The sequence below is a fragment of the Stenotrophomonas sp. LM091 genome (assembly GCF_001806305.1).
In the GTDB taxonomy this organism is placed as follows: Bacteria; Pseudomonadota; Gammaproteobacteria; order Xanthomonadales; family Xanthomonadaceae; genus Stenotrophomonas; species Stenotrophomonas bentonitica_A.
Genome location: NZ_CP017483.1, coordinates 1686462 through 1712113, shown reverse-complemented (window position 1 = coordinate 1712113; position 25652 = coordinate 1686462). Strand labels below are relative to the sequence as shown.

The following is a 25652-nucleotide window of genomic DNA, read 5'->3' as shown; positions in this document are numbered from 1 at the left end:
ATGGGGTCAGGGGCTGGGCGGTGGCGCATCGCCGGTAGCGCGGTCCACCTCGGCGGCTTGAGCGTCGGCGGTCTTCTGCAACGTATCGCCCACGCCCTTGGCGCGGTCGATCGGATCGTGGATCGCATCGCGCAGTGCGGTCGCCTGTGGTTCCGGCGGTGTGTCCGGTGCCGGGGGCACCGGGCGGTTGCAGGCGCTCAGCGCGAGCATCGCGAGCAGCGGCAGGGCAGTACGGATCGTCATGGCAACCTCCCTCGGTGAGCCGGTGGCAGAGGACCAGTGTCCCACCGCCTCGCGCCCCGCGCGTGATGGCGCCCGGCGTGCCGGCCATCGCGCGTTATCCTATCCGGGCAGCACGACCGGTGCCGCATTCCATGGATTACCGCAGGAGAAGCACGTGAGCGCGCAACGTTGGCGACTGGATGGACAGACCGCATTGATCACCGGCGCCAGCGCCGGCATCGGCTTGGCGATCGCGCGCGAACTGCTGGGCTTCGGTGCGGACCTGCTGATCGTGGGCCGTGATGCCGATGCGCTGGAGATGGCGCGCGACGAGCTCGCCGATGCCTACCCGGACCGTGAGATCCACGGCCTAGCCGCCGACGTCTCCGATGATGAAGACCGCCGCGAGATCCTGGACTGGGTGGAAGACCACAGCGATGGGCTGCACATCCTGGTCAACAACGCCGGCGGCAACATCAGCAAGCCGGCCACCGAATACACCGAGGACGAATGGCGCGGGATCTTCGAGACCAACCTGTTCTCGGCCTTCGAGCTGTCGCGCTACGCGCACCCGCTGCTGGCGCGGCATGCGGCTTCGGCCATCGTCAACGTCGGCAGCGTCTCCGGCCTGACCCACGTACGCAGCGGCGCGGTGTATGGCATGACCAAGGCCGCCATGCACCAGATGACCCGCAACCTGGCCGTGGAGTGGGCCGAGGATGGCATCCGCGTCAACGCGGTGGCGCCGTGGTACATCCGCACCCGGCGGACCTCAGGGCCGTTGTCGGATCCGGATTACTACGAGCAGGTGATCGACCGTACCCCGATGCGGCGCATCGGCGAGCCGGAAGAAGTCGCTGCCGCCGTCGGCTTCCTGTGCCTGCCGGCCTCCAGCTACGTCACTGGTGAGTGCATCGCGGTGGATGGCGGGTTCCTGCGTTACGGGTTCTGAGCCGGCCAGCGGCCGGCACTACCGATCACAGGGTGCGTGGAAGCTCACAGGGTGCGCAGCAGCACGCGGTCATGGCGCACGGTCAATCCCGTCACGACGCGGGTAAACCGGGTCACGGGACAGGGCAATCGCTGTCAGCCAGCACCGCTTCCAGGCGCGCGCGCTCGGCGGTTGCAGCGGCCTGATTCTCCGGCGCAGCAAAGCGCTCGCGGCCGCGCGCGTCGCGGAAGCGCTGCTGCCAGCTGCTGCAGCGCTGCGCCTCGGCCACCGGCTCGCAGGCATCGCGGACCACTTCGCAGCTGGCCGCATTGCCTGGTGCCTGGCTGCCACCCAGCCCGGTCAGGGCCAGCGATTCGCACCGTGACGGGGCCGGTTCGCGCTCATGCAGGTAACGAACACCTTCTGCGGAGACGCACTGGTAGATGTCCGGCAGCGGCGGCTTGGGCGGCCCTGCAGGGTCGTGCTCGGTCGCTGGCGGTTGCGGGCGCAGGGCTGCACTGTCGAGCAGGCCGCTGTCCTCATCGCCCGCCTGCGGCAGCGGTGGCATGGTGTGCACGGTGGTGGGCACGGACGGCGCTGCCTCGGCCACGGCGGCGCCACGCACCGGCGCGCTGATCCGCTGGATGCGCTGTTCGCTGCCGGCGGGACAGGCCACGCTCTGGATGGTGAGGTTGCCGCCTGCATCGGTGCAGCGGAAAAACACCGCCTCGTCTGCCGCAGCGGGCAAGGACACGAACAGCAGGGGCAGCAGGAACCGTCGTTTCATCGCATCAGTGTAGAGCGCAGCGCGCTCAGTGGCCGCCGCAGTCCTGGTCCAGACGTGCATCGATCCCGCGCTGCTCGCGGGTCAGCGCGTCGCGCTCGCTCTGCAGCGCACTGTTGTAGCGGCGGATCAGGTCCCAGCGCCGGTCTTTCAACCGCGAGCAGACCTCCTGCGCGGGCAGGGCATGACATTCATCGCGCACCAGCACGTTGCCGGCCGGTACCACCACGCTGTTCCCCACGCCCGGGTACGGATAGCCACCGCCTTCCCACTGCGAGCTGCCACCACCGATGTTGATGCTGCCGCCGACCCGTGAGCCGCCGCCACTGACGGAGAGCGAGCCTGCACTGCTGCGCACCGGGCCGCTGCCCATCGGCATGATCGGTGGCAACGGCCGTGAGGGTGGATGGCTGCCCGAGGGCGGCCGCGGGCCAGGCGGATACGGCAGATAGGCCTCGGTCCAGATCGGCACCCAGCGCGGATTGCCTTCATTGCTGTCGCTGACGTAGCTGTCGCCCTCGCTGGTGGTGCATTCGTACATCGGCTGCGGCGGCTGCACGTGCACGTAACGCACCTCGCGGTCCGGCGCGCGCGGTGCAGGCGTCGGCTCGGGCGCGCGGTCGCTGCGAACGACCTGCGGGGCCGGGTCGCGTGGGCGCTGCAGGTCGCGGACCTGCTGTCGGCCCTCGCGGCACGGGGCATCCTGCAGCGAGACGGCGCCGTTGCTGCCGACGCAGCGATAGATGCGTACGTTGTCGTTCTGCGCCGCAGCGGGCAGCACAGGGCCCACCAGTGCGAGCAGGGCCAACCACAGGGCAGGGCGCAGGGTCATGCAGCCAGTGTGCGGGTTTGCCTGCCTGCGCGCAAAAGGCGGCTCAGCTGCGCAACACCTGGCCGCTGAGCGCATCGCGGATCGGCGTGGGCTGTGCCAGGCCACCGGTCTGGCCATCGATCAGGCCATCGAGCAGGGCCAGCAGGCGCGGGTCCAGCTCGGCACGCGTGCGTGCCGGCGGCTCGCCGGCAAGGTTGGCACTGGTGGAGACCAGTGGCCCGCCCCAGGCACGGCAGAGCGCGGCGACCAGCGGGTGGGCGCTGATCCGTACGGCGATGCCGCTGTGTTCGCCGGTGATCCAGCGCGGCGCGCGAACGCCGGCGGGCAGGATCCAGGTATTGGCACCGGGCCAGCTGGCCAGCACTGCGCTTTGGCGCTCCAGGGGCAGGACCTCCATCCGCACCCACCCTTCCAGCTGGGCCGGATCGGCGGCGACGAGGATCATGCCTTTTTCGACCGGCCGCTGCTTGAGCTGCAGCAGCTTCATCACGGCCGCCTCGTGCGCGGGGTCGCAGCCCAGGCCCCAGACCGCTTCGGTGGGATAGGCGATCACCCCGCCAGCGCGCAGCACGGGCAGGGCAGTGTCCACAGTGAGTTCGTTCATGGCAGGCGGGCCGGATGCATGGCCCGCATTATCCTCCCGCCGTGGCGGGAGGGGTCAACCCGGCCGCAGGCAGGTTCACGTGACGTGACCTGCCCAAGGGGGTCAGGAGGCCTTTTTGACGGCCTTCTTCACCGCTTTCTTGGCCACCTTCTTGGTCGCCTTCTTCGCCGTGGCTTTCTTGGCGACCTTCTTCACCGCCTTCTTGGTGGCGGTCTTCTTGGTCGCTTCACCGGCAGCGGCTTTCTTGGCCGGTGCCTTCTTGGCCACGACCTTCTTGGCGGCCTTCTTGCCGAAGCCCTTGCGCACCGGCTTGCCGGTTTCTTCCATCAGCTTCTGCACCTCGGCCAGGGTCAGCGAGGCCGGCTCGCGATCCTTCGGGATCTTGCCGTTCATCTTGCCGTCGCTGATGTACGGGCCGAAGCGACCGTTCAGCACCTGGATCTCGCTGCCCTCGAATTCCTTGATGATCCGGTTGCGCGCGATCTCTTCCTTCTCTTCGATCAGGAACACGGCGCGGGCCAGGTCGATCGTGTACGGGTCGTCTTCCTTCTTCAGCGAGGCATAGGTGCTGCCGCGCTTGGCAAACGGACCGAAGCGACCGATGCCGACGCTGACGTCCTCATCCTTGTCCTGGCCGAGCGCACGCGGCATCAGGAACAGCTCCAGCGCGTCTTCCAGGGAGATGGTGTGCATCGACTGGCCGGGGCGCAGCGAGGCGAACTTGGGCTTGTCCTCGGCATCTTCGGCGGTGCTGCCGATCGCCGCGTAGGGCCCGAAGCGGCCCAGGCGCACGCTGACCGGCTTGCCGGTCTTGGGGTCGGTGCCGAGCTCGCGCGCGCCACTGGCCTCGGCGCGGTCGACCGATTCGTTCTTCTCGCCGACCAGCTTGTGGAACGGTTCCCAGAAGCGCGCCATCAGCGGGATCCAGTCTTCCTCGCCACGCGACACCGCATCGAGCTCATCTTCGAGCTTGGCGGTGAAGTCGTAATCCACGTACTGGGTGAAATGGCTGGACAGGAACTTGGAGACCGCGCGGCCCACGTCGGACGGGCGGAAGCTGCGGCCTTCCATCTCCACGTACTTGCGGAACAGCAGGGTCTGGATGATCGAGGCGTAGGTCGAGGGGCGGCCGATGCCATATTCTTCGAGCGCCTTGACCAGCGCCGCTTCGGTGAAGCGCGGCGGCGGCTGGGTGAAGTGCTGTTCGGCCAGGATGCGCTCGAGCGGCACGCGGTCGCCGGGCTTCATCGCCGGCAGCTTGCGGCCTTCATCGTCGTCCTCGGCACTCTTGTTGTCCTTGCCTTCCTCGTACACGGCCAGGAAGCCGGGCACGACCACGGTGGTGCCACTGGCGCGGAACACGTGCTCGCTGCCGGCCGACAGGTCCACGCTGACGGTATTGAGCGTGGCCGGGATCATCTGGCAGGCGACGGCGCGCTTCCAGATCAGCTCGTACAGCTTGCGCTCGTCGTCGGTGAGGAAGCGCGCCACCTGGGCAGGGGTGCGCAGCGCCGAGGTCGGACGCACGGCTTCGTGCGCTTCCTGGGCGTTCTTGGATTTGGTCTGGTAGGTGTTGGGCTGGTCCGGCAGCGAGGCGATGCCGAAGTCGCGCGCGATCACGTCGCGGATCTCGGCCAGCGCATCCTGGGAGAGGTTCACCGAGTCGGTACGCATGTACGAGATCAGGCCGACCGTGCCTTCTTCCTCACCGATCGCCACGCCTTCATACAGCTTCTGCGCGACCTGCATGGTCTTGCGCGTGGTGAAGCCGAGCTTGCGCGAGGCTTCCTGCTGCAGGGTGGAGGTGGTGAACGGCGGGGCCGGGCGGCGCTTGCGCTCCTTGCTGACCACGTCGGTGACGTGCAGGGCGCCCTGGGCGGCCTGCTGGATGCGCATGCGCGCGGCCTCGGCGGTGTCGCCGTCGGTCACGGTGAACTGTTCGAACTTCTGGCCGTCCAGCTTGATCAGGCGCGCATTGAAGTGCTGGGAGGGATGCGCGCACAGCGCGTCGATGCTCCAGTACTCGCGGGCGATGAAGGCTTCGATCTCTTCTTCGCGCTCGACGATCATGCGCAGTGCCGGGCTCTGCACACGGCCGGCGGACAGGCCGCGCTGCACCTTGCGCCACAGCACCGGGGACAGGTTGAAACCGACCAGATAGTCCAGCGCGCGGCGTGCCTGCTGCGCATCGACCAGGTCGCCGGCGATCTCGCGCGGGTGGCCCATCGCTTCCTTGATGGCGCGCGGGGTGATCTCGGTGAAGACCACGCGCTGCATCGGCTTGTCCTTGACCAGGCCGCGCTCGCGCAGGATTTCAGCGATGTGCCAGCTGATCGCTTCCCCCTCGCGATCCGGATCGGTCGCCAGGAAGATGTCGTCGGCGCCCTTGGCGGCCTTGACGATGGCATCGACGTGCTTTTCGTTCTTCTCGATGAGGTCGTAGCGCATCGCGAAGTTGTTGTCGGGGTCGACCGCACCTTCCTTGGGCACCAGGTCGCGCACATGCCCATACGAGGCCAGGACGGTGAAGTCCTTGCCGAGGTATTTGTTGATCGTCTTGGCCTTGGCGGGCGATTCGACGATGAGCAGGTGCTTGGGCATGGCGTCAGGATTCTATGGGCAGGGCCCCGGGGAGGGCCGCTAGGGTGGAGCAAATGGCCGCATTAGTGAAGCGGCGCGGGCGATATACATAAACCGAACGCCCGGGGGTGGGCCGGGCGTTCAGCTTTCTGCCTATTAGTGGAATCACGCCGGGCCGGCTCATGTCAAGCGGCCCGGTGTGAGGATTGCCCGGATCAGGACATCGATGCGATCACGCCGATCATGGCGATCATCACGCCGAACAGGGCCACCATGGCCAGCGCGGCCAGCACCAGGATCACGATGGTGACCGTGCCCAGGCCGCGCTGCTGCAGCTCGGGATGCTCGGTGAAGGCCCACTTGTCGACCACCAGGGTGTCGCACATCATGTCGTGCAGGGCCTGCTTGCGCTCGGTGAAGGCCGCCATGATGAAACCGATCATCAGGATCAGGCTGCTGACGATGGTCGCCAGGTAGCGGCAGAACGCGCGCAGGAAGCTGATCCGCTCGCCGTTGCCGCGCACGACCTTGATGCCGACGGCCATCTTGCCCAGCGTGGCGCCGCCGCGCGAGGCGTGGAAGCCGGCGTAGTAGCCGATGCTGATGACCATGCTGAGCAGCATCACCACCAGGGTCAGCGCGACCTGCACGCTTTCGTTGCCCGAGCCGGCACCCGTCAGGTTGATGATCATGCTCAGCGGCAGGGTGACCACGGTGAGCAGGATGTAATCGATGAAGTAGGCGGCGTAGCGTTTCCAGAACCCGGCATAGACCACGTCCTGGCCGTTGACCACCGCGGCGTTGGCGTAGCCGGTGGCCGCGGCCGGCGCGGTGTACGGCGAGTACGTGCCGCCGCCGGTGCCGGGCAGCGGGGCGGTGCCGTTGTCGATGGCGGTGTAATCCCCGCGCAGGTCGATGCCGCTGCCGAGGTTGCTGGCCGCAGAGGCCAGGTTCTGCAGCTGCAGCTCATCGACGGCCTCGGACAGGGGCGCCCACTGCGCGAACCCTTCCCGCCACACCAGCGTGGCCAGGGTGATGTCACCGCGCTGGAAGCGCTGGCGCATGTCGTCTGCGCTCAACGGACCCTGTCGGTCCTGGCCATCGGCGAAATACCACTCAGTCATTGCTTCAATCCCCTGTTGGGTGCATCCATGGACGTGTGTCCGTTATCAGCCGCGGCATTCCTGCGGCAGGTACTTGTCATCGGGCTCGCCGCTGCATTCCCAATGATCGGCGCCGTTGTAGTCCAACCACAGCAGCTTCCCATCCAGCGCGGCGTTGCCGGGCACGGTGAGCTGGGCTTCCACGCCGCAGTGGCCGTTGTTGAAACGGCCGATCCGCACGGTGCTGATCGCACCGTCGGCATAGCCTTCGGCCGGCTGGAAACCTTCGTCGTCGTTCACCGGGCAGCGGCCGTGCTCGCTGTGGAACCCGGCGACCGCGACCTTGATCGGGGCCAGCGTCGCCAGTGCGTCGCTGGCCTTGGATCGCGCGACGTACTCCTGGTAGACAGGCAGGGCGATCGCGGCAAGCACTGCACCGACGATCAGCACCAGCACCACGATCACGGCCGCGACAATGCCCACGATCGCGCATCCGCTCAGTCCCTTGCGGGGCGGCGGAACGGTGATGGGGGTCGGGGTGGCGGGGCGCACGGGTGCGCCGGGGGCGACCGCCGCGGCCGGCAGTGACGGCGGCACTGCCGGGCCGGGTGCAGGCGCTGCCAGCGTTTCGGCCGCCGGCGCGAGGTCCAGCCCGATCTCGGCGGCCACGGTTTCCAGCGGCTGCCACTGGGCCATGCCGTCGCGCCAGACCAGCGTATCGCGCCCGATGCGGCTGGAACGGTAGAGCGCGATCAGCTCGTCAGCAGGCAGCGGACCGCGCTGCTGACTGTTTCCTTCTGCAAAGAACCACTGGTCCACCGGCCCGCTCCTGAATGCGCAAGGCGCTCAGTGTAAGGTCAGTGAAGCGGTTCCGGCTCGTCCACGAACATCTGGGTTTCCATCCAGGCGTAGGCAGCCTCTGCCCCGGGCTGGTTGAACAGCACCATCAGCACGACCCACTTGAGGTCGTCCAGGTCCAGTTCGTCCTGGTCCAGCGCCATCGCACGGTCCAGTACCAGCTCGCGCTGGCTGGCGTCGAGAATCCCGTGCTGCTCCAGGAACATCAGGAAACCGCGGCTTTCCACGTCCAGCTTGTCCAGCTCGGGGCCATGGAAGATCCGCACCGGGCCGTTGACACGGCCCAGCACGACGGCCGGGCGCTGCTCGGCGAGCGCGTCCAGCCAATCGAAGGCTTTGTTGATCTCGGTGGGGCTGAAGCCGGCCTGGATCAGGCCGTTCTGGAGGGAGTCGCGGTCGCGGATGAGGTCCGCGTCTTCGCTGAAATAGTGTTCGAACAGGTACAGCAGGACATCCAGAATGCTCTCTTTCATTGCCCCTCGGCCTGCGTCAACGACGCTGTGGAGGTGAAGAAACTAGGGTTTTCGACAGTAGCGACCATGGGCGGCCATTACCTTTCCATCCAGTTCCATGACCAGCAGCATGGCCGACAGCTGGGCCGCCGTCAATCCGCTGCGCTGGATCAGTGAATCCATACCCGTTGGGTCGTGATCCAGGGCTTTCCACAAGCACTGGTAGTCCGGGTCGGTGTAGGAAGGGGCGCGCTCGGGCGCCGGTCGTGCCTGTTCAGTGGGGGCGTCCAATCGGGTTCGCAAGGCCCCGGCCAGGGTCTGGGCCAGGGCGGTCAGGCCGGCGGTCACCTCCGCCGGCTCCTCGACCAGCGCCGCACCCTGCCGGATCAGCCGGTGGCAGCCGCGGGCCCGTGGGTTGCGGATCGAGCCGGGCAGGGCGAACACCTCGCGGCCCGCCTCGGCGGCGCAGCGGGCCGTGATCAGGGCCCCCGAGCGCTGGGCGGCCTCGATGACCAGGGTGCCCAGGCTGAGGCCGGCGATGATGCGGTTGCGTGCGGGGAAGTGCGCCTGGCTCGCCGGCATCCCGGGCGCGTATTCGCTGACCACCGCGCCGGTGGCGGCAATCCGTTCATGCAGGGCGGCATGCCGGGGCGGGTAGGTCTGGTCCAGACCGGTGGCCACCACGGCCACGGTCATGCCCCCGGCGATCTGCAGGGCGCCCTCATGGGCCTGGGCATCGACCCCGGTCGCCAGGCCGCTGATGATCGACCAGCCATCGCCGGCCAGCGCGGTGGCGAAGGCGTGCGCGTGCTCGCGGCCGCCGGGGGAGGGCGAGCGGCTGCCGACCACCGCCACCGCCGGATGCCACAGGCGCGTCGGGTCTCCGTCCACGAACAACGCCACGGGCGGTTCCTCGATCTGGGCCAGCAGCGCCGGGTAATCGGGATCGGTGAGGGCCAGCAGGTGGTGGCGTTCGTCTGCCAGCCAGGCCAGGCCGTGGGCCAGGTAGCCTTCGTCCGGCAAGGCCAGGCGGGCGCGTTGCGCGGGGCTGCATCCGGCGGCGCGCCAGGCGCCCGGACCGGCGCGCAGCGCCGCGGCCGCATCCGGGAACTGGCGCAGCAGGCGCAGGCGGGGCGGCAGGGCGCCTCCGGCGAGGACGACGGTGAGCAGGGCGGTGGAGGAGGCAGGGCAGCAGATGGGCATCCGCTTACCCTGAGGCGCAAACGACGACGGCGCCCTAGGGCGCCGTCGGAGGGCAGGGTAGGATTCCGCCGCGCTTACTGCTTATCGGGATGCAGTGCCGAATAGCCGACGTGGACCGGCTTCACGCCTTCCATCACCAGCGCGTAGCTGACGTTCTCGAAGGTGCGGAACACCATCGCGTGGGCGGCGTACTCGTCCGGCAGGGTGACCCGGCCGGCACCGCTGGTCAGCGAATCGTCCATCCGCGACGAGTTCGGGTAGTCCATCCGGTGGGCGACGTGGCGGCCCTGGCGCCACAGCGAGAACACGGTGCCGTTGTCGACCCCGTTGGCGCTGCCGGCGGAGATCGCGATCACATCGCGCGGACCGCCCGAGGTGAAGGTGTCGGCCACCGCCAGGACGCGCACATCCAGATCGGCGGTCTGCGGGGCGGGCACGTGCGGCACGAACTGCAGATCGTACGGGCGGGCTTCGACCGGCACCAGGCGATCACCGGCGCGCACTTCGCGGCCATCGACCTGGCCCTGCAGCACCAGCGAGGTCACCTCGACATCGCCGCTCTGCACGCGGCTCACCGTGCCGACGTTGATCTGGGCCAGTTCGTAGCCCAGCGCCTGGTGGCGCTTGCTGGGCACGATGAAGGCTTTCCAGACATTGCCGCTGCCGGGCGTGGTGTCGCCGCGGGCGTTCAGGTCTTCGGTCGGCTTGGGCAGGGCGTACTGCACGGTCGGGCGGACCACCGCGTAGCGCTGGCCGACCTGGGCGTTCTCCAGGCCCCGCACATAGGCGGTCTGCCCGGTGGTGGCACGCAGGCGGTTGTCTTCCAGGTTGACCACATACGGGAGCGACTTGACCTCGTCGACCACGCTCAGCTGCTTCAGGAACGGCTCGACCTGCTCCAGGGGAACGCCGTTGATCGGGGCCTCCTGGCGCGGGCCGGGCTGGGCCACGACGCGGTCCAGATAGGCCAGGCTGAGCACGTCACCCGGGTAGATCAGGTGTGGATTCTTGACCTGCGGGTTGGCCTGCCAGATCTCCGGCCACAGCCAGGGCTTCTGCAGGAAGCGCGCCGAGATATCCCACAGCGTGTCCCCTTTGCGCACGACATAGGTATCCGGGTGCCCGCCATTCATTTCCACGGCGGTAGCATAGGTAGCAACGGTCAGCATCGCCACGGCGACGACCGTACGAGTTCGTTCAAACATAGATGTGGTGCCTGATTCCCCAACAGGTTCGCGCACTATAGTCCAGAAACCGGGGCGCGGGGCAAGCGTTGGCGATAGAATCGCCCTGTACGCCGCTTCGACCGGCGCCCCCTACCGGTATTTGCCATGGCCCTCCTGCCCATTCTCGAATTTCCCGATCCGCGCCTGCGTACCAAGGCTGCGTTGATCGATGCCGCCGACGTGACCACGCCGGCGTTCCAGACCCTGATCGACGACATGTTCCAGACCATGTACGACGCCCCGGGCATCGGGCTGGCCGCCAGCCAGGTGGACGTGCACAAGCGCTTCATGGTGATCGATGTCAGTGAGGAGAAGGACACCCCGATGGTGTTCATCAATCCTGAAATCGTCGCCAACGAAGGCGGCCAGGTCTACCAGGAAGGCTGCCTGTCGGTGCCGGGCATCTTTGCCGATGTCACCCGCGCCAACCAGATCACCGTGCGTTACCTGGACCGCCATGGCGTGGCCCAGGAACTGACCACCGACGGCGTGCTTGCCGTGTGCGTGCAGCACGAGATGGACCACCTGGACGGCAAGCTGTTCATTGATTACCTCTCCCCGCTCAAGCGCGAGATGGTGCGCAAGAAGCTGGCCAAGCAGCGCAAGCACGTTGCCTGAGGTGAGGGCAGAGACCGCCGCGCGGGCTGACCGCGCGACGGGTCCTGTTGCGCGGCGCCGGACACCGGCGCCGTTTTACTTTCTGTTAGTGGGGTCGCCATGAAGATTGTCTTTGCCGGTACGCCGGAGTTCGCCGTGTCCTCGCTGCGTGCCGCCGCCCGCCACCATGAAGTGGTCGCGGTGTACACGCAGCCCGATCGCCCGGCCGGCCGTGGCCGTGGCCTGGCACCGTCGCCGGTCAAGCTCGAAGCGATCGCGCGCGGCATCCCGGTGTTCCAGCCGGAAAGCCTGAAGACCCCCGAAGCGCAGCAGCAGCTGCGCGATCTGGCGCCGGACCTGATGGTCGTGGTGGCCTACGGGCTGATCCTGCCCAAGGCGGTGCTGACCATCCCGACCCACGGGTGCTGGAACGTGCACGCCTCGCTGCTGCCGCGCTGGCGCGGTGCCGCGCCGATCCAGCGTGCGATCCAGGCGGGCGACGCCGAGACCGGCGTGTGCCTGATGCAGATGGAGGCGGGACTGGATACCGGCCCGGTGCTGCTCAAGCAGCACATCGCGATCGGTGCCAACGATACCGGCGGCCAGTTGCACGACCGCCTGGCCGAGCTGGGCGCGCAGGTGCTCTCCGACGGCCTGGGCCTGCTGCGCGCGGGCATCAAGCCGATCGCCCAGCCGCAGCCCGAGGCGGGCGTGACCTACGCGCACAAGCTGGACAAGGCCGAGGCCCGTCTGGACTGGGCGCAGGATGCCCACGCGCTGGCCCGTACCGTACGTGCGTTCAACCCCTGGCCGATCGCCGAGGCGATGCTGGCCGGCGAGCGTGTGCGCATCCATGGTGCGATCGCGCTGGATGACAACCAGGGCAAGGCCCCGGGTACGTTGCTGGCGGCCTCGCGCGAGGGCATCGACATCGCCTGCGGCCAGGGTGCGCTGCGCCTGCGCGTGCTGCAGCGTGAGGGCGGCAAGGCGATCACCGCCGCCGATTACCTCAACGCCCGCCGCGACCTCGGCGTGGGTGCCTGAGATGACCAACGCGCGTTCCGGCAAGCCTGCAGGCCCCTACACCGCCCACACCGCCCCCGGCGTCCCCACGCGCGTGCTGGCCGCGCGCGTCCTGGCCCAGGTGATCGGCCGTGGCCGCTCGCTGAAGGCCGAACTGGCCACCGCCCTGCCGACCCTGGACGACAGCCGCGACCGCGCGCTTCTCGAGGCGCTGTGCTTTGCCGTGCTGCGCCGCCGTGCGGCCTACGATGCCGCGCTGGCGCAGTGGATGCCGCGCCCGCTGAGCGTGCGCGAGGACGAGCTGCGTGCGCTGCTGCTGGTCGGCTTCGCCCAGCTCGACGCGCTGGAGCTGCCCGCCCACGCCGCGCTCTCGGCCACGGTGGACGCCGCCCGCGCGATGGGCCGTGACCGTCAGGCCGGCATGGTCAATGCGCTGCTGCGCCGTGCCCAGCGCGAAGGCATTCCGCCGTTGCCGCCGCGCGATGCCTTCCCGCTGTGGATGGCCGAAAAGATCGAACAGGATTGGCCGGATGAGGCCGAGGCGGTGTTCAGCGCCAGCCTGCAGGCCGCGCCGTTGTGGCTGCGGGTCAACCGCCAGCACGGCAGCCGCGAGGCGATGCTGCAGCAGATGGAAGCCGCCGGCATCGCTGCCGAAGCCTCCAGCATCGGTGCCGATGCGATCCGCCTGCCGGTGCCGGTCGCAGTCACTGCGCTGCCCGGCTTCGCCGAGGGCGCGCTGTCGGTGCAGGATCTGTCTGCCCAGCAGGTGGCCGATGCGCTGGCGCCGCGCCTTGGCGCGCGCGTACTGGATGCCTGCGCCGCACCGGGCGGCAAGTCCGCGCACCTGCTCGAGCGCGATCCGACCCTGCACCTGCTGGCGTTGGACATCGATCCGCGCCGGCTCAAGCGCATCAGCGAAACGTTCGCACGCACCGGCGTGGGCCAGAACGCGAAGGTGCTGGCCGGTGACGCGACCGATCCGGCCAGCTGGTGGGATGGGCAGTTGTTCGACACCATCCTGCTCGACGCCCCGTGTTCGGCCACCGGCATCATCCGCCGGCAGCCGGACGTGCTGGTGCACCGCCGGCCGACCGACATCGACGCCCTGATCGCGCTGCAGGCACGCCTGCTGGATGCGTGCTGGACGATGCTCGCTCCCGGCGGAACCCTGCTGTATGCGACATGCTCGATCCTGCGCGATGAAAATCAGTTCCAGGTCGAAGCGTTCCTGCAGCGCACGCGTGGCGCGGGCTTCCTGCCGCTGGGTGAGGCGTATGGCCACGATTCCTGGGCCGGTCGCCAGCGCCTGCCGGGTGAGGACGGTGCTGACGGCTTCTTCTATGCGCGTCTGCTAAAGAAGGGTTGAACCGAACCCGGCTAGAATTCCGCCCCATGCTTAACCACCGCGCATCCCGAGAGTTCTGGCTGCTTGCCCTGATGGCCCTGCTCGTTCTGGGGGCTGGCCTGGGCATGCGTGATCCCTGGCCATCCGACGAACCCCGCTTCGCACTGGTCGCCAAGCAGATGGTGGACAGCGGCGACTGGCTGTTCCCGCACCGGGGCACCGAGCTGTATTCGGACAAGCCCCCGATGCTGATGTGGTCGCAGGCTGCGCTGTATTCGCTGATCGGTGATTGGCGCGTGGCGTTCCTGCTGCCCTCGCTGCTGGCCGCGCTGGGTACCCTGGCCTGTGTCTACGACCTTGGCCGCCGGTTGTGGACGCGGCGGGTCGGGCTGTATGCCGCCTGGGCGCTGCTGTTCGCGTTGCACTTCACCTTCCAGTCCAAGAAGGCCCAGATCGACCCGCTGGTGGTGTTCTTCATCACCTTGGCCAACTACGGCCTGCTGCGCCATCTGCTCAGTGGCCCCGCATGGCGCTGGTGGTGGCTGGGCTGGTTCGCCGCCGGGCTCGGGGTGATCACCAAGGGCGTGGGCGTGATCGCACTGCTGATGATCCTTCCGGCGGCGGTGGCCTCCGTACTCGGCTGGCCGCGGGTCAAGCTGCACTGCCGCGACTGGCGTTTCTGGCTCGGCCCGCTGGCGTTCGTGCTGGCCATCGCGCTGTGGCTGGTGCCGATGGTGGTGACCGCGCTGGGCAGCGGCTCGGCCGAGTACCGGGCCTACCTGGACGACATCCTGTTCCGGCAGACCGCCAAGCGCTATGCCCAGTCCTGGGATCATCACCAGCCGTGGTGGTACTTCCTGGGCACGATGCCCTCGATGTGGATCCCCGCCTTCCTGGCGATTCCGTGGGCGATCCCGGCCTGGCGCCGGCGCCTGCAGCGGCGCGATGCGCGCTACCTGCTGCCGCTGGTGTGGTGGCTGTTGATCGTGCTGTTCTTCTCGATCCCCAACGGCAAGCGCGACGTCTACATCCTGCCGGCGCTGCCGATGTTCTGCCTGGCGCTGGCACCGCTGCTGCCGGGGCTGCTGCGCAAGCGCGCGTTCCAGTGGCTGCTGGGCGGCTTCGTGGCCCTGCTGGCGGCCGGCCTGCTCGGCATCGGCATGTCGATGCTGGTCGGGCAGCCGGGCTTCGAACGCAAACTGATTCTCGACCGTGGCATCGATACCGCGGTGACCTCCGGCCTGGGCTGGGTCGCGGTCGCACTCGGCTGCTGGGCCGTGCTCACCCTGTGCATCGCCGGCGTGCGCCGCTTCCACCTGGCCGTGGTGGCGACGCTGACCATGGCCTGGGTCGCATTCGGGCTGATCGGCTACCCGCTGTTCAACGACTCCAGTTCCGCCCGCGGCCTGATGCAGCAGGTCGGCCAGCGCATCGGTCCAGACGCCGAACTGGGCCTGGTCGCCTGGAAAGAGCAGAATCTGCTGATGGCCGACCGGGACGCCGCCACCTTCGGTTTCAACCGACGCTGGGACCGGCAGCTGGGCGATGGCGTCGCCTGGCAGGCGGCACGTCCGCAGCAGCGTTGGTTGCTGGTGCAGGAGGACGCACTGCTGGCCTGTGTGGACCGCACCAGCGCCGAGCTGGCCGGGGTCGCCAACCGCCGGCGTTGGTGGTTGGTAAGGCCCGGTGACATCCATGGCCCCTGCGTGGCCAGCGCCGAAGAGCAGGAGCGCGAACGCGCGCTGCACCGGATCGATGGCGATGAGTGAGGTCTGCACTGCTGGCGGCCTGCCCGGGCCGGAACCGCAGGACCGTGGGCGCCGGTCGCGTCCAGTGCAGTCACGGGCCTGCGTGCCTGCGCGTGGCGATCGAGGTTGGCAATGACGTTTTCCCGTGGATCCGAGCCGGCCACGCCTGTTTCCCTGCCGCCGCTGCAGGGGCGTGCCGGCGTGGCGCACTGGATCGCCACCGTGGGCCTGTTCTGCATGCCCGCCCTGGTGCTGACCCTGCCGCAGAATCTGCTGCCCTACGGCATCCTTCTGCTGCTGAGCACGCTGCTGGCGCCGGACTACCTGTGGCACGCACGTGGCCTGGCCGGGCGGCCGGTGAAAGTGCTGGCCTGGCTGGTGGTGGCCGCGATCGCCTTCGCGCTGCTTTCGATCTATCTGTTCGAGCAGGGGCTGCGCGATATCGACAACCGGTCGCGGTTCGTCGTGATCCCGTGGATCGCCTTGTGGGTGTGTGCCTTGCGGCCGGATATCCGCTGGCTGTGGGCAGGTGCCCTGGCCGGCCTGCTCGGCACGATGGTGCTGTCGATCCTGCAGGTGGCCGGGGGCGCGCCGCGTGCCGACCTGAGCACCAATGCGATCGTGCTGGCCGACATCGTGCTGGTGCTGATGGTGCTGCTGGTCTTCTGCCGGCCACACCAGCGCTGGACCTGGGTGATCGTGGGCATGGTCGCCGGCTGCGTGACCATCGTGCTCAGCGGCAGCCGCGGCGTCTGGCTGGCGCTGCTGGCGCTGCTGGTGGTGATGGCGATGAGCCTGCGCTGGCGCACCGGGCGTGCGCGCCTGGGCGTGCTGCTGGCACTGGTGGCGATCGCCGGCACCCTGACCCTGACCATCCCGAGCCTGCGCGAGCAGGTCCGCCTGACCGAGCTCAAGCACGACGTGGTGCGGATGGAGCGCGGCGACAGCGACTCCTCCGCCGGTGCGCGCGTGGAGCGGCTGCAGGTGGCCTATGAAACCTTCCTCGACCATCCCCTGACGGGGGTGGGCATCGGCCATTTCGACAGCGCCATGCAGCGCCTGCCGGTGTGCCGGGATGATCCGAGTGAACAGCGCTGCCACCTGGGCCATGCGCACAACGATCTGGCCGAGTGGGCCGCGACCCAGGGCGCGCCGGGCCTGCTGTTGCTGCTGGCGATCTATGGCGTGCCGCTGTGGGTGTTCACCGGTCTGCACCGGCGCAGCGGCGAGCAGACCTTCCGTGGCCCGGCCGCCGCCGGGATCATGGTGGTGGTGACCTACGTGCTGTGCGGGATCACCCAGTCGATGTTCGCGCACCAGATCACGGCCAGCTTCTACGTCACCATCGTCGGCCTGCTGGCCGGGTTGTCGATCGTCCAGGGCCATACCCGGCGCCTGGCGTTGGCGCGGGCCCAGGCCCAGGCCCAGGCTCAGGCGTCGGGCTGATTCCGCGGCGGGTCGGTGACCGGCTGCCCGTTCTGCAGCATCCACAGCATGATGGTCTTCTGGCGCACGTAGTTGGCGCGCACATAGGCGTAGACCAGCCCGTGCCAGCCGTCGCGGAAGCCGCCGCGCAGCAGCAGCCCGCGCCAGAACCGCCACGCCGGTGCCAGGATCAGCTTGGGCAGCGTGGCGCGCTTGCCCCGCGCGAACTCGTGCTCGGCCATCATCCGCGCGTAGCGCTGGGTTTTGAGCAGCTGCTGTTCCAGCGAGCGGTAGGGGTAATGGATCAGATCACCCCGCAGGGTGCCCACCGCGCCATCCACGCTGGCCGCCTCATGGATCTCGCGCTTGCCGCGCCAGCCGCCATGGCGGCGGTCGAACAGGCGCAGGACCCGGTCCGGGTAGGCATTGCCATGCTTCAGGAACTTGCCGAAATACGCGGACAACCGCGCGAATCGGTAGCCGTGGTGGCCGGCGAAGCCGGTGGCCTGCGCGGTCAGGATCGCCTCGCGCAGGGCGTCGCTGATGCGCTCGTCGGCATCCAGGCACAGCACCCAGTCATGGGTGGCCTGCTCGACGCAGAACGCCTTCTGGCTGCGGAACCCATCGAACCGGCGTTGCAGGACCCGGGCACCGGCGGCCGTCGCGATCGCCACCGTGGCGTCGGTCGATTGCGAGTCCACCACGACGATCTCGTCGCAGAAGGCCAATGAGGCCAGGCAGTCGCCGATGCGGTCGGCTTCATTGAACGCGATAATGCAGGCCGAAATGCGAGGCCGTTCAGTGGGAGCGGTCGAGGAGGACATGATGGCCGAGTACCTGCTGTTTGCGACGGAGCGTTATGCGCTGCCCATTCTCGCCCCTCTGGCGCAGGCGTTGCACGCATCCGGTCAATCGGTGTCGGCCTGGTTCGCCGATGGCGCCGCCGGCGCATCGCTGCCCGGCGTGCCCAACGTCGGCCTGAAAGAGGCGCTGGCGCTGCGCCCACGTGCGGTGTTCAGTGCCGCCAACTGGGTGCCGCCGTTCATCGCCGGGGCCAAGGTGCAGGTGTTCCACGGTTTCAACGTGCAGAAGCGCGACAGCGCCCGTGGCCACTTCCGGGTGCGGGGACTGTTCGATCTGTACTGCACCCAGGGCCCGGCCACGACCGCCCCGTTCCGCGAGCTGGCCGCGCGCGAGGGCCACTTCGCCGTGGCCGAGACCGGCTGGCCCAAGCTGGACCCGCTGTTCCGCGATGACGGCGGCCTGAGCGCGGGATTGCGCGTGCCAGCCCAGGGCCGCCCGGTGATCCTGTTCGGTTCGACCTTCACCGAGCGCTTGAGCGCGGCGCCACACCTGTACGACCAGATCGCGGCCGACATCGACCGCGGCGACCACTACTGGCTGCTGACCCTGCACCCCAAGTGCGCGCCGGAGCTGTTCGATCGCTACCGCGCGCTGGCTGGCCCGCATGCGCGCTTCATCGAGCCCGAACAGGTGATGGCCGCGCAGCGCGCCGCCGATGTGCTGGTCTCGGACACCTCCTCGATCGTGTCCGAGTTCATCGTGCAGCACAAACCGGTGGTCACCTTCCGCAACCGGGTGCCGCAGCCGCACATGATCGATTTCCACGACGCCACGCAGCTGCCGGCGATGCTGGCCCAGGCGTTGGATCCGGCGCCGGCGTTGATGGCCGAGATCCGGCGCTACGCCGATGCCATCCACCCGTTCCGCGATGGCTATTCCTCCGAGCGGGTGATCGCCGCGACCGAGGATTTCCTGTCCGGCGAACTCGGCACGCTCAAGCGCAAACCGTTCGGTGCGTGGACGCGCGGCCTGCAGATCCGCAAGGATCTCGGGTATTGGGGGCCGGCCAAGCGCTGAAGCATCCGTGGCGATGCCGGCCGGGTTAGGGCGAGCCGGCGAGCAGCCGACAGCACCGGGATGCACCCCCTGCGTGGACGGTGTTCATCCGGTCGGTCCACGCCGTGCGTGGAGGCTCGTCTACCAGCGCAGGCGGCGCTTGGCCAACGCCCGGCCCAGCTGCTCATACACCGCGCGTGCTTCGGCCTCCGGCAGGTACTGCAGCACCAGCGGCGTGCCCATGCCCGCGCCGGCGGTATCCAGCCACACGCTGGCCGTGCCCAGCCGGCGGTCCAGTGGCGAGCGGGTCAGGCGCAGCGCCTGCAGCTTGTCCAGCTCTGCAAAGCGCCACCAGCGCTGCCACCAGCCGCCACGCACGGCCACGTAGTCGTCATCCAGGTGATAGCCGATGCGGGCCATCTGCCGGTGCGCGCGGAATGCCGACCACGGCAACCACAGCAGCAACAGCGCGCCCCACGGACCGCCGTACCAGATCGCGCCCGCGGTCAGCAGCGGAACCACGCACAGCGCGCCCAGGCACAGCCGCCACCAGCCCCGCATCTGTACCGGCTGCCAGCGCGCCGGCGGCCACTGCAGGTGTGGCAGCAGATGCTGGACCAGCCCATCGCACACGGCCGGCGTCGCCAGCGGCGCGAGTTCGCGCAGGTCACGCCGCTCGCCTTCGCCGGGGTTGCCGGCCGCGATATCGATGCGCAGTTGCCGGCGCTGGAACCAGCGCTGCAGGGCCGTCTCGCGCAGCGTCCAGGCCTGGATCCGGCGCCGCGCCACGCTGGTGCGCATGCGCGTCAACAGTCCGCTGGCCACGGTCAGCCGACGCTCGTGCTCACTGAGCCGGAAACCGTAATAGCGCAGCAGCGCGAGCACCACCGAGAGTACCCGCAGCAGCACCCAGAAACCGGCCACGGCCAGCACTGCGGCAATCGCCCAGAGCCACATGCCAGGGTGCAGGTGGCTGGCATAGCCGAAGGCCTGGCGTCCGCCTGTTTCGATCACATCGGACACGCTGCCACGCGGGAACAATTGCAGCATCGCACCCAGGACCGCCACCACCACGACCCAGCCGCGGTTGGACAACAGCCCGATGCGGATGACCTCGCCGGGGCTCAGCGCCAGCAGCACGTCCTCGGCCGGCTCGGCGAGTGCCGCCTCGCCCGCGGCCGCGGCCGGCGCTGCCTGGCCACGCTGGCGGACCAGCCGCTCCAGTGCGAGCGCCTGGTCCAGCTTGAGCACCCGCATCTCTGCTTCGGGGCGGTTGCCGCCGGCCGATTCCAGCTTCAGCTCGGCCACCCCGAACAGGCGGTGCAACGGGTTCTGGTGGACCACCACGTTGTGGATGCGGGCAAAGGGAATCTCGCGGCGATTGCGCGCGAACACGCCACTGCGCACCGTGATTGCCGTCGCCCCGATCCGGTAGCGGTAGGTGAGGTACTGCAGCACCGAGTACGCCACCAGCACCACCACGGCGATCACCGGGCCGATCGACAGCCAGAACTCATCGCGGTCGCCGCGCTGGCCGAACACCACCAACGCGATCAACGGCACCAGGCCTTGGCGCAGTTGCATCAGCAGCACGAACAGCCACGACCAGGGATGCAGCCGCTGCTCCGGCGCGGCATCAAGCGGCGGCGGAATACTCACAGGGCGTCGTCGTCCTGGTCCAGCTGGTGCGCCAGGGTATCGCGCAGGCGCTCGGCATCGGCGCTGTCCAGGCCACTGAGGGTGACCGCGCTGAAGCGGCTGCCGGCGGTATGCACGACCAGCGTGCTCAACCCGGCGCTGCGTTCGATCGGGCCACGCCGCAGATCCAGGTGCTGCACGCGCGAGGTCGGTACGCGGGTTTCGTTCTGCCAGAGCAGGTCACGGCGCAGCCCGAGCCCCTGGGCATCAAGCCGCCAATAGGTGCGGCGCTGGCGGCGGAAGGCGAGCGCGGCACCGATCAGTGCGCCCAGCAGCACCATGCCGGCCGCGCCCCACCAGCGCCCCGGCAGATCGAACACCACCCACAGCGCACCGAACGCACCGCCGATCAGCAGCGCGCCGGCGATCGCGCCACCGAAGGCGGCCAGCGAGGCCGAACGCAGCGGCAGCGGTTGCCAGTCCGGCGCGGCGGGCGACGGCGGCAGGGGCGGCGGCACGGGAGTGTCGAGGAGATCGGACAAGGCAGGGCGCTCGGCTGGAAACGGGCCGGGCGCATGCGTGCAGGTGCAACCGCCCGTGGCGCAGACGGTAGCAGGTTGCCGTGGGCTATTGCGCGGCCTGGATCAGTGCATCCACATCGAGCAGGTGGCCGGCGCGTTCGGCCTTGGTGCGCAGGTACTGTTCGTTCTCGGCGGTGATGTCGCCGGTGACCGGCACGCAATCGACCACGTCGATGCCGGCATTGCGCAGGCGCTGGGCCTTGGTCGGGTTGTTGCTGAGCAGTTGCACGCGGGTCACGCCCAGGCCCTGCAGCATCGCCACGGCACTGCCGTACCGGCGCTCGTCGGCACCAAAACCAAGCTGCGCATCGGCGTCGATCGTATCCAGCCCATCGTGCTGGTAACCGTAGGCGCGCATCTTCGCGGCGATGCCGGTGCCACGGCCTTCCTGGTCCAGGTACAGCAGCACACCGCCACCAAGCTCCTTGAGCTTGCGCAGGCCACGCCGCAGCTGGTCGCCACAGTCGCACTTGAGTGAGCCGAACAGGTCACCGGTCAGGCAGGAGGAGTGCACGCGCACCGGCACCACGGCGGACAGGTCCGGCGTGCCGACGATGATCGCGACCTGGTCGCGCTGGGCCACGCCACCGCGGAACACCGCGAATTCGGTCATGCCGACCTCGCGCAACGGGACCGGCGAGCGGGCCACCAGCTCATACGCGTGCGCAGCCTGCTCGGCGCCCTGGCTCAGGTCGCACAGCGAGACCTGGGCGCAGCCGTCGAAGCGGCGGTCATCGGGGTTCAACAGCACCCCGACCATCGCCGGCAGCAGCAGGCCGAGGCGGGCAATCTCCACCGCGCCATCGTCCAGCGCTTCACCGCCGGTCCAGCCGGGCGGCATCGCGCCGGGATCGCGCAGGTAGCTGAGCGACGGCAGTGCATCGAAGTCGATGCCGGCCAGCGGCACGCGCGCGCCACGTTCGGCACTGACGCCGAGCACGCGTGCGCGGGTGGAGGTGAGGAACAGGTAGTGGCGATCTTCCGCGGCGGCGGCGAAGGCGGTGAAGCTGGTGCGGGTGCTGCTGTCCAGCGCGATGAAGGCCAGGCGCTGGCCGTGGCCATCGTCGATCACCACCGGGCGACCGGCGCGCAGTTCGGCCACCGCGCGCTCGCAGCGGATCGCGGCCGGATCGCCGAACAGGGAAGAAGCAGAAGACATGGCAGGGGCCGTGGGGGACATCGTGGTTTCCACAGTGGGGACGGAAAGCGCCGATTCAATCGCACCAGGGGCGCGACGCTGCGTCGCAGTCAGTGCGGATGGTCCTCGGTGGCGTAGGGATCGTCCTCGCCGCTCTGCGGTGGACGCAGCGTATAGCGCTTGTAGGTCCACTGATACTGCGCCGGATCGCGCCGGGCGATGCGTTCGATCCCGGCATTGAGGGCGCTGGCGGCGGTACGCGGGTCGGGATCGGCCACGGCCGGCGGGGCGGCCTCGATGTGCAGCGCGAAGTCCATGTCCGGGCCGATCCGCTCGCACCAGCCGTACAGCACGGTCGCGCCGGTGCGCTCGGCCAGCCGGTTGACCAGGGTCATGGTCAGCGCCTCCACCCCGAAGAACGGCGCGAACACCCCGTCGCCGGCCTTGGGCTGCTGGTCGGGCAGGATGCCGGTGGCGCCGCCGTCCTTGAGCACCTTGAACAGCTGGCGCACGGCCGGGCCCTCGGCCCGGACCTGCTGGACGTTGTCGCCGCCACGGACCAGCTGCAGGAAGGCATCGCCCACCGCTTCATCCGGGGCCTTGTAGACGATCGCGATCGGGCCGCGCGAGGCCAGCCACTGGTTGAGCAGCTCCCAGTTGCCGTAGTGCGGGGCGGCCACGATCACGCCGTTGCCGGCAGCCAGGGCGGCGTCGTACAGCGCCTCACCGTGGCGCTCGGTGAGCCGGGCCAGGTTGCGATCGCGCGGCTGGGTCCACAGGCGCAGGGTTTCGATCGCCTGCAGCGCGGTGGAGCGCAGCACGTTTCGGTGCAGCACCGCGCGTTCGGTATCGCTCAGTTCGGGGTAGGCCAGCTCAAGGTTGCGGCGGGTGACGCGGCTCTCACGGGCGTTGAGACGGATCCACAGCCAGGCCAGCAGCGCCGCGACGGCGCGCAGCCAGGACCAGGGCAGGCGGGTGAACAGGGCAGCGGCGCGGTACGCCAGGCGGGCAGTGGTATGCGGTTTCATCGCTGCGAAGTCTAGCCGCTGGCGGCCAGCCTGTCGGCGCGCGGGCGCGTTAAGGTAGGCCGCCTTCAGTTGCGGAGCCCTGCCGATGCTTGTCCTGATCCAGCGCGTGAGCCAAGCCAGCGTCCATGTCGAGCAGGCCGTCGTGGGCCAGATCGGGCCCGGCCTGCTGGCCCTGGTGGGCATGGAGCCGGGCGACACCGAGGCCCAGATCACCCGGATGGCCGATCGCCTGCTTGGTTACCGTGTCTTTGGCGATGAGACCGGAAAAATGAACCGGTCGCTGCGCGACACCGGTGGCGGATTGCTGCTGGTCAGCCAATTCACCCTGGCGGCCGATACATCCAGCGGGATGCGGCCGGGCTTCAGTACCGCCGCGCCGCCGGCGGAGGCTGAACGCGGATTCAATCGACTGGTCGATATCTGCAGACAAAAACATGCCCCGGGGGTGGAAACCGGCCAGTTTGGTGCCCATATGGTTGTCAGCCTGGTCAACGATGGTCCCGTGACCTTCCTGCTCAGACCCTAGCCCCCGGGACCACCGCCCGGGAACGCGGGGCGCCGGGCTGGTATAATGCTAGGTTCTATTCCCTCTCCCAGCCGGTGGCGCGAGCACTACATGGCCAACGAACGTCCTGCCCAGCAAAACGACATCAAGCTTCTGATCAGCAAGGGCCTGGAACAGGGCTACCTGACCTACGCCGAAGTCAATGACCATCTGCCCGACGACATCGTCGACCCGGAGCAGATCGAAGATATCATCGGCATGATCAACGGCATGGGCATTGATGTCCATGAAGTTGCTCCCGATGCAGAAACCCTGTTGCTCAACGATGGCAACACCGGCAACCGCGAAGTCGATGACACCGCGGCCGAAGAAGCCGCCGCCGCGCTGAGCGCGCTCGACACCGAAGGTGGCCGCACCACCGACCCGGTGCGCATGTACATGCGCGAAATGGGTACCGTCGAGCTGCTGACCCGCGAAGGCGAAATCGCCATCGCCAAGCGCATCGAAGAAGGCCTGGGCCAGGTCCAGGCCGCACTCGGTACCTTCCCGGTATCGGTGGAATCGCTGCTGGCCGACTACGACGCGCACAAGGAAGGCAAGAAGCGCCTGGCCGAAGTGATCGTCGGCTTCAACGACCTGGTCGAAGAAGTCCCGGCCCCGGCCGTGGCCGAAGACACCAGCGATGAGGCTGACGAAGACGCCGATGAAGACGACGACGGCGACGACGTCGAGGAAGAGGCCGGCCCGACCGGTCCGGATCCGGAAGAAGTCGCACGCCGCATGCAGGCCCTGAGCGATGCGTACACCGCGTTCAAGAAGGCCGCGGCCAAGGGTGACCGCAAGCCGCTGGCCAAGCTGCGCGACGACATGGCCGCCGTGTTCGTGACCCTGAAGCTGCCGTTGCCGCTGACCGATGTGCTGGTCAAGCAGCTGCGCGACGTCATGGCCTCGATCAAGTCCCACGAACGCCGCGTGCTGAACCTGGCGACCGTGACCGCGCGCATGCCGCGCAAGGACTTCATCCGCTCGTGGGAAGGCAACCAGACCAACCTGGAGTGGGTGGAAGACGCACTGAAGCGCAAGCAGAAGTGGTCCTCGGCCCTGCGTGACGTGAAGGACCAGATCATTGCCGAACAGCAGGCGACGATCGACATCGAGAAGACCACCTGGCTGGAACTGGATGAGCTGAAGGAAATCAGCCGCGCCATGGCCTACGGTGAGGCGCGCGCGCGCAAGGCCAAGAAGGAAATGGTCGAAGCGAACCTGCGCCTGGTCATCTCGATCGCCAAGAAGTACACCAACCGCGGCCTGCAGTTCCTCGACCTCATCCAGGAAGGCAACATCGGCCTGATGAAGGCCGTGGACAAGTTCGAATACCGACGTGGTTACAAGTTCTCCACGTATGCGACCTGGTGGATCCGCCAGGCCATCACCCGTTCGATCGCCGATCAGGCGCGCACCATCCGTATCCCGGTGCACATGATCGAAACGATCAACAAGTTGAACCGCATTTCCCGCCAGATGCTCCAGCAGTATGGCCGCGAGGCCACGCCGGAGGAGCTGGCCAAGGAAATGGACATGCCGGAAGACAAGATCCGCAAGGTGATGAAGATCGCCAAGGAGCCGATCTCGATGGAAACCCCGATCGGCGACGACGAGGATTCCCATCTGGGCGACTTCATCGAGGACACCAACGTGGAGTCCCCGATCGAGAACACCACCAACATCAACTTGTCTGAAACCGTGCGCGACGTGCTGGCCGGCCTCACCCCGAGGGAAGCCAAGGTGCTGCGCATGCGCTTCGGCATCGACATGAACACCGACCACACCCTCGAGGAAGTCGGCAAGCAGTTCGACGTCACCCGCGAGCGCATCCGCCAGATCGAAGCCAAGGCGCTGCGCAAGCTGCGTCACCCGAGCCGCTCCGAGCAGCTGCGCAGCTTCCTGGATATCGATTGATCGATTCCAG

General features: G+C 68.4%; 24 protein-coding genes. 9 read left to right on the top strand and 15 right to left on the bottom strand.

Going from position 1 to position 25652, the window contains the following annotated elements; genetic code table 11:
- Positions 1-6: 6 nt before the first annotated feature.
- Positions 7-243, bottom strand: a complete 237-nt coding sequence (locus BIZ42_RS07520) for a hypothetical protein (protein ID WP_019183575.1) — start codon at positions 241-243, stop codon at positions 7-9.
- A 154-nt stretch (positions 244-397) separates the two neighbouring features.
- Between BIZ42_RS07520 and BIZ42_RS07515 the strand changes: the two genes are divergently transcribed.
- Positions 398-1174, top strand: coding sequence for an SDR family oxidoreductase (locus BIZ42_RS07515; RefSeq protein WP_046274143.1), 777 nt, complete (start codon positions 398-400; stop codon positions 1172-1174).
- Positions 1175-1286: 112 nt separating this feature from the next.
- On the opposite strand, the gene BIZ42_RS07510 is transcribed toward BIZ42_RS07515, so the two are convergent.
- From BIZ42_RS07510 to BIZ42_RS07470, 9 genes are all read right to left on the bottom strand, one after another.
- Positions 1287-1940 carry a DUF4124 domain-containing protein gene (locus BIZ42_RS07510; RefSeq protein WP_070426043.1) on the bottom strand — a complete coding sequence of 218 codons (654 nt, stop codon included), beginning with the start codon at positions 1938-1940 and terminating at the stop codon, positions 1287-1289.
- Positions 1941-1965: 25 nt separating this feature from the next.
- On the bottom strand, positions 1966-2769 hold the full coding sequence (locus BIZ42_RS07505) for a DUF4124 domain-containing protein (RefSeq protein ID WP_070426042.1): 804 nt from the start codon (positions 2767-2769) through the stop codon (positions 1966-1968).
- A gap of 43 nt (positions 2770-2812) precedes the next feature.
- Positions 2813-3373: a Sua5/YciO/YrdC/YwlC family protein gene (locus BIZ42_RS07500; protein ID WP_019183579.1), complete on the bottom strand. Its 561-nt coding sequence runs from the start codon at positions 3371-3373 to the stop codon at positions 2813-2815.
- Between the two features lie 102 nt (positions 3374-3475).
- Positions 3476-5974, bottom strand: coding sequence for a DNA topoisomerase I (locus BIZ42_RS07495; protein WP_046272835.1), 2499 nt, complete (start codon positions 5972-5974; stop codon positions 3476-3478).
- 194 nt (positions 5975-6168) lie between these two features.
- Entirely contained in the window at positions 6169-7077 is a 909-nt protein-coding gene (locus BIZ42_RS07490) for an RDD family protein (protein ID WP_070426041.1), read from the bottom strand.
- A gap of 45 nt (positions 7078-7122) precedes the next feature.
- Complete coding sequence (locus BIZ42_RS07485) at positions 7123-7875, bottom strand: pilin (protein ID WP_070426040.1); 753 nt, start codon at positions 7873-7875, stop codon at positions 7123-7125.
- A 38-nt stretch (positions 7876-7913) separates the two neighbouring features.
- Positions 7914-8387 (bottom strand): DUF494 family protein, encoded by a 474-nt coding sequence (locus tag BIZ42_RS07480; RefSeq protein WP_019183583.1) that lies wholly within the window; start codon positions 8385-8387, stop codon positions 7914-7916.
- Positions 8388-8429: 42 nt separating this feature from the next.
- Positions 8430-9569 (bottom strand): DNA-processing protein DprA, encoded by a 1140-nt coding sequence (gene dprA, locus BIZ42_RS07475; RefSeq protein WP_070426039.1) that lies wholly within the window; start codon positions 9567-9569, stop codon positions 8430-8432.
- Positions 9570-9643: 74 nt separating this feature from the next.
- Positions 9644-10774 (bottom strand): LysM peptidoglycan-binding domain-containing protein, encoded by a 1131-nt coding sequence (locus BIZ42_RS07470; RefSeq protein ID WP_070426038.1) that lies wholly within the window; start codon positions 10772-10774, stop codon positions 9644-9646.
- Between the two features lie 126 nt (positions 10775-10900).
- Between BIZ42_RS07470 and def the strand changes: the two genes are divergently transcribed.
- From def to BIZ42_RS07445, 5 genes are all read left to right on the top strand, one after another.
- Entirely contained in the window at positions 10901-11413 is a 513-nt protein-coding gene (gene def, locus BIZ42_RS07465; RefSeq protein ID WP_019183586.1) for a peptide deformylase, read from the top strand.
- A gap of 99 nt (positions 11414-11512) precedes the next feature.
- Positions 11513-12436 (top strand): methionyl-tRNA formyltransferase, encoded by a 924-nt coding sequence (gene fmt, locus BIZ42_RS07460; RefSeq protein ID WP_019183587.1) that lies wholly within the window; start codon positions 11513-11515, stop codon positions 12434-12436.
- Between the two features lies 1 nt (position 12437).
- Entirely contained in the window at positions 12438-13781 is a 1344-nt protein-coding gene (gene rsmB, locus BIZ42_RS07455; protein WP_070426037.1) for a 16S rRNA (cytosine(967)-C(5))-methyltransferase RsmB, read from the top strand.
- Between the two features lie 26 nt (positions 13782-13807).
- Positions 13808-15529 carry a glycosyltransferase family 39 protein gene (locus BIZ42_RS07450; protein WP_046273112.1) on the top strand — a complete coding sequence of 574 codons (1722 nt, stop codon included), beginning with the start codon at positions 13808-13810 and terminating at the stop codon, positions 15527-15529.
- A 111-nt stretch (positions 15530-15640) separates the two neighbouring features.
- The gene (locus BIZ42_RS07445; RefSeq protein ID WP_070426036.1) at positions 15641-16954 is read left to right on the top strand and encodes an O-antigen ligase; all 1314 of its coding nucleotides are present in this window, start codon (positions 15641-15643) and stop codon (positions 16952-16954) included.
- Here BIZ42_RS07445 and BIZ42_RS07440 read toward each other — a convergent pair.
- Positions 16939-17757, bottom strand: a complete 819-nt coding sequence (locus BIZ42_RS07440) for a glycosyltransferase family 2 protein (RefSeq protein WP_070426035.1) — start codon at positions 17755-17757, stop codon at positions 16939-16941. The two genes, BIZ42_RS07445 and BIZ42_RS07440, sit on opposite strands and share 16 nt — an antisense overlap.
- Between BIZ42_RS07440 and BIZ42_RS07435 the strand changes: the two genes are divergently transcribed.
- The gene (locus BIZ42_RS07435) at positions 17756-18814 is read left to right on the top strand and encodes a CDP-glycerol glycerophosphotransferase family protein (RefSeq protein ID WP_070426034.1); all 1059 of its coding nucleotides are present in this window, start codon (positions 17756-17758) and stop codon (positions 18812-18814) included. The two genes, BIZ42_RS07440 and BIZ42_RS07435, sit on opposite strands and share 2 nt — an antisense overlap.
- A gap of 120 nt (positions 18815-18934) precedes the next feature.
- Here the strand turns inward: BIZ42_RS07435 and BIZ42_RS07430 are convergent, their stop codons facing one another.
- The 4 genes from BIZ42_RS07430 to BIZ42_RS07415 all read right to left on the bottom strand — a co-directional run bounded on the left by BIZ42_RS07430 (position 18935) and on the right by BIZ42_RS07415 (position 23178).
- On the bottom strand, positions 18935-20452 hold the full coding sequence (locus BIZ42_RS07430; RefSeq protein ID WP_070426033.1) for a PH domain-containing protein: 1518 nt from the start codon (positions 20450-20452) through the stop codon (positions 18935-18937).
- On the bottom strand, positions 20449-20973 hold the full coding sequence (locus BIZ42_RS07425; protein WP_070426032.1) for a PH domain-containing protein: 525 nt from the start codon (positions 20971-20973) through the stop codon (positions 20449-20451). The genes BIZ42_RS07430 and BIZ42_RS07425 overlap by 4 nt, the downstream gene beginning before the upstream one ends.
- Before the next feature lie 85 nt (positions 20974-21058).
- Complete coding sequence (ribA, locus tag BIZ42_RS07420; protein ID WP_070426031.1) at positions 21059-22192, bottom strand: GTP cyclohydrolase II RibA; 1134 nt, start codon at positions 22190-22192, stop codon at positions 21059-21061.
- A gap of 68 nt (positions 22193-22260) precedes the next feature.
- The gene (locus tag BIZ42_RS07415) at positions 22261-23178 is read right to left on the bottom strand and encodes a lauroyl acyltransferase (protein WP_070426030.1); all 918 of its coding nucleotides are present in this window, start codon (positions 23176-23178) and stop codon (positions 22261-22263) included.
- 85 nt (positions 23179-23263) lie between these two features.
- Between BIZ42_RS07415 and dtd the strand changes: the two genes are divergently transcribed.
- Together dtd and rpoD are read left to right on the top strand one after the other, a co-directional pair.
- Entirely contained in the window at positions 23264-23704 is a 441-nt protein-coding gene (gene dtd, locus BIZ42_RS19770) for a D-aminoacyl-tRNA deacylase (protein WP_070426029.1), read from the top strand.
- 90 nt (positions 23705-23794) lie between these two features.
- Positions 23795-25642, top strand: a complete 1848-nt coding sequence (gene rpoD / locus BIZ42_RS07405) for an RNA polymerase sigma factor RpoD (protein ID WP_019183598.1) — start codon at positions 23795-23797, stop codon at positions 25640-25642.
- Positions 25643-25652: the final 10 nt, after the last annotated feature.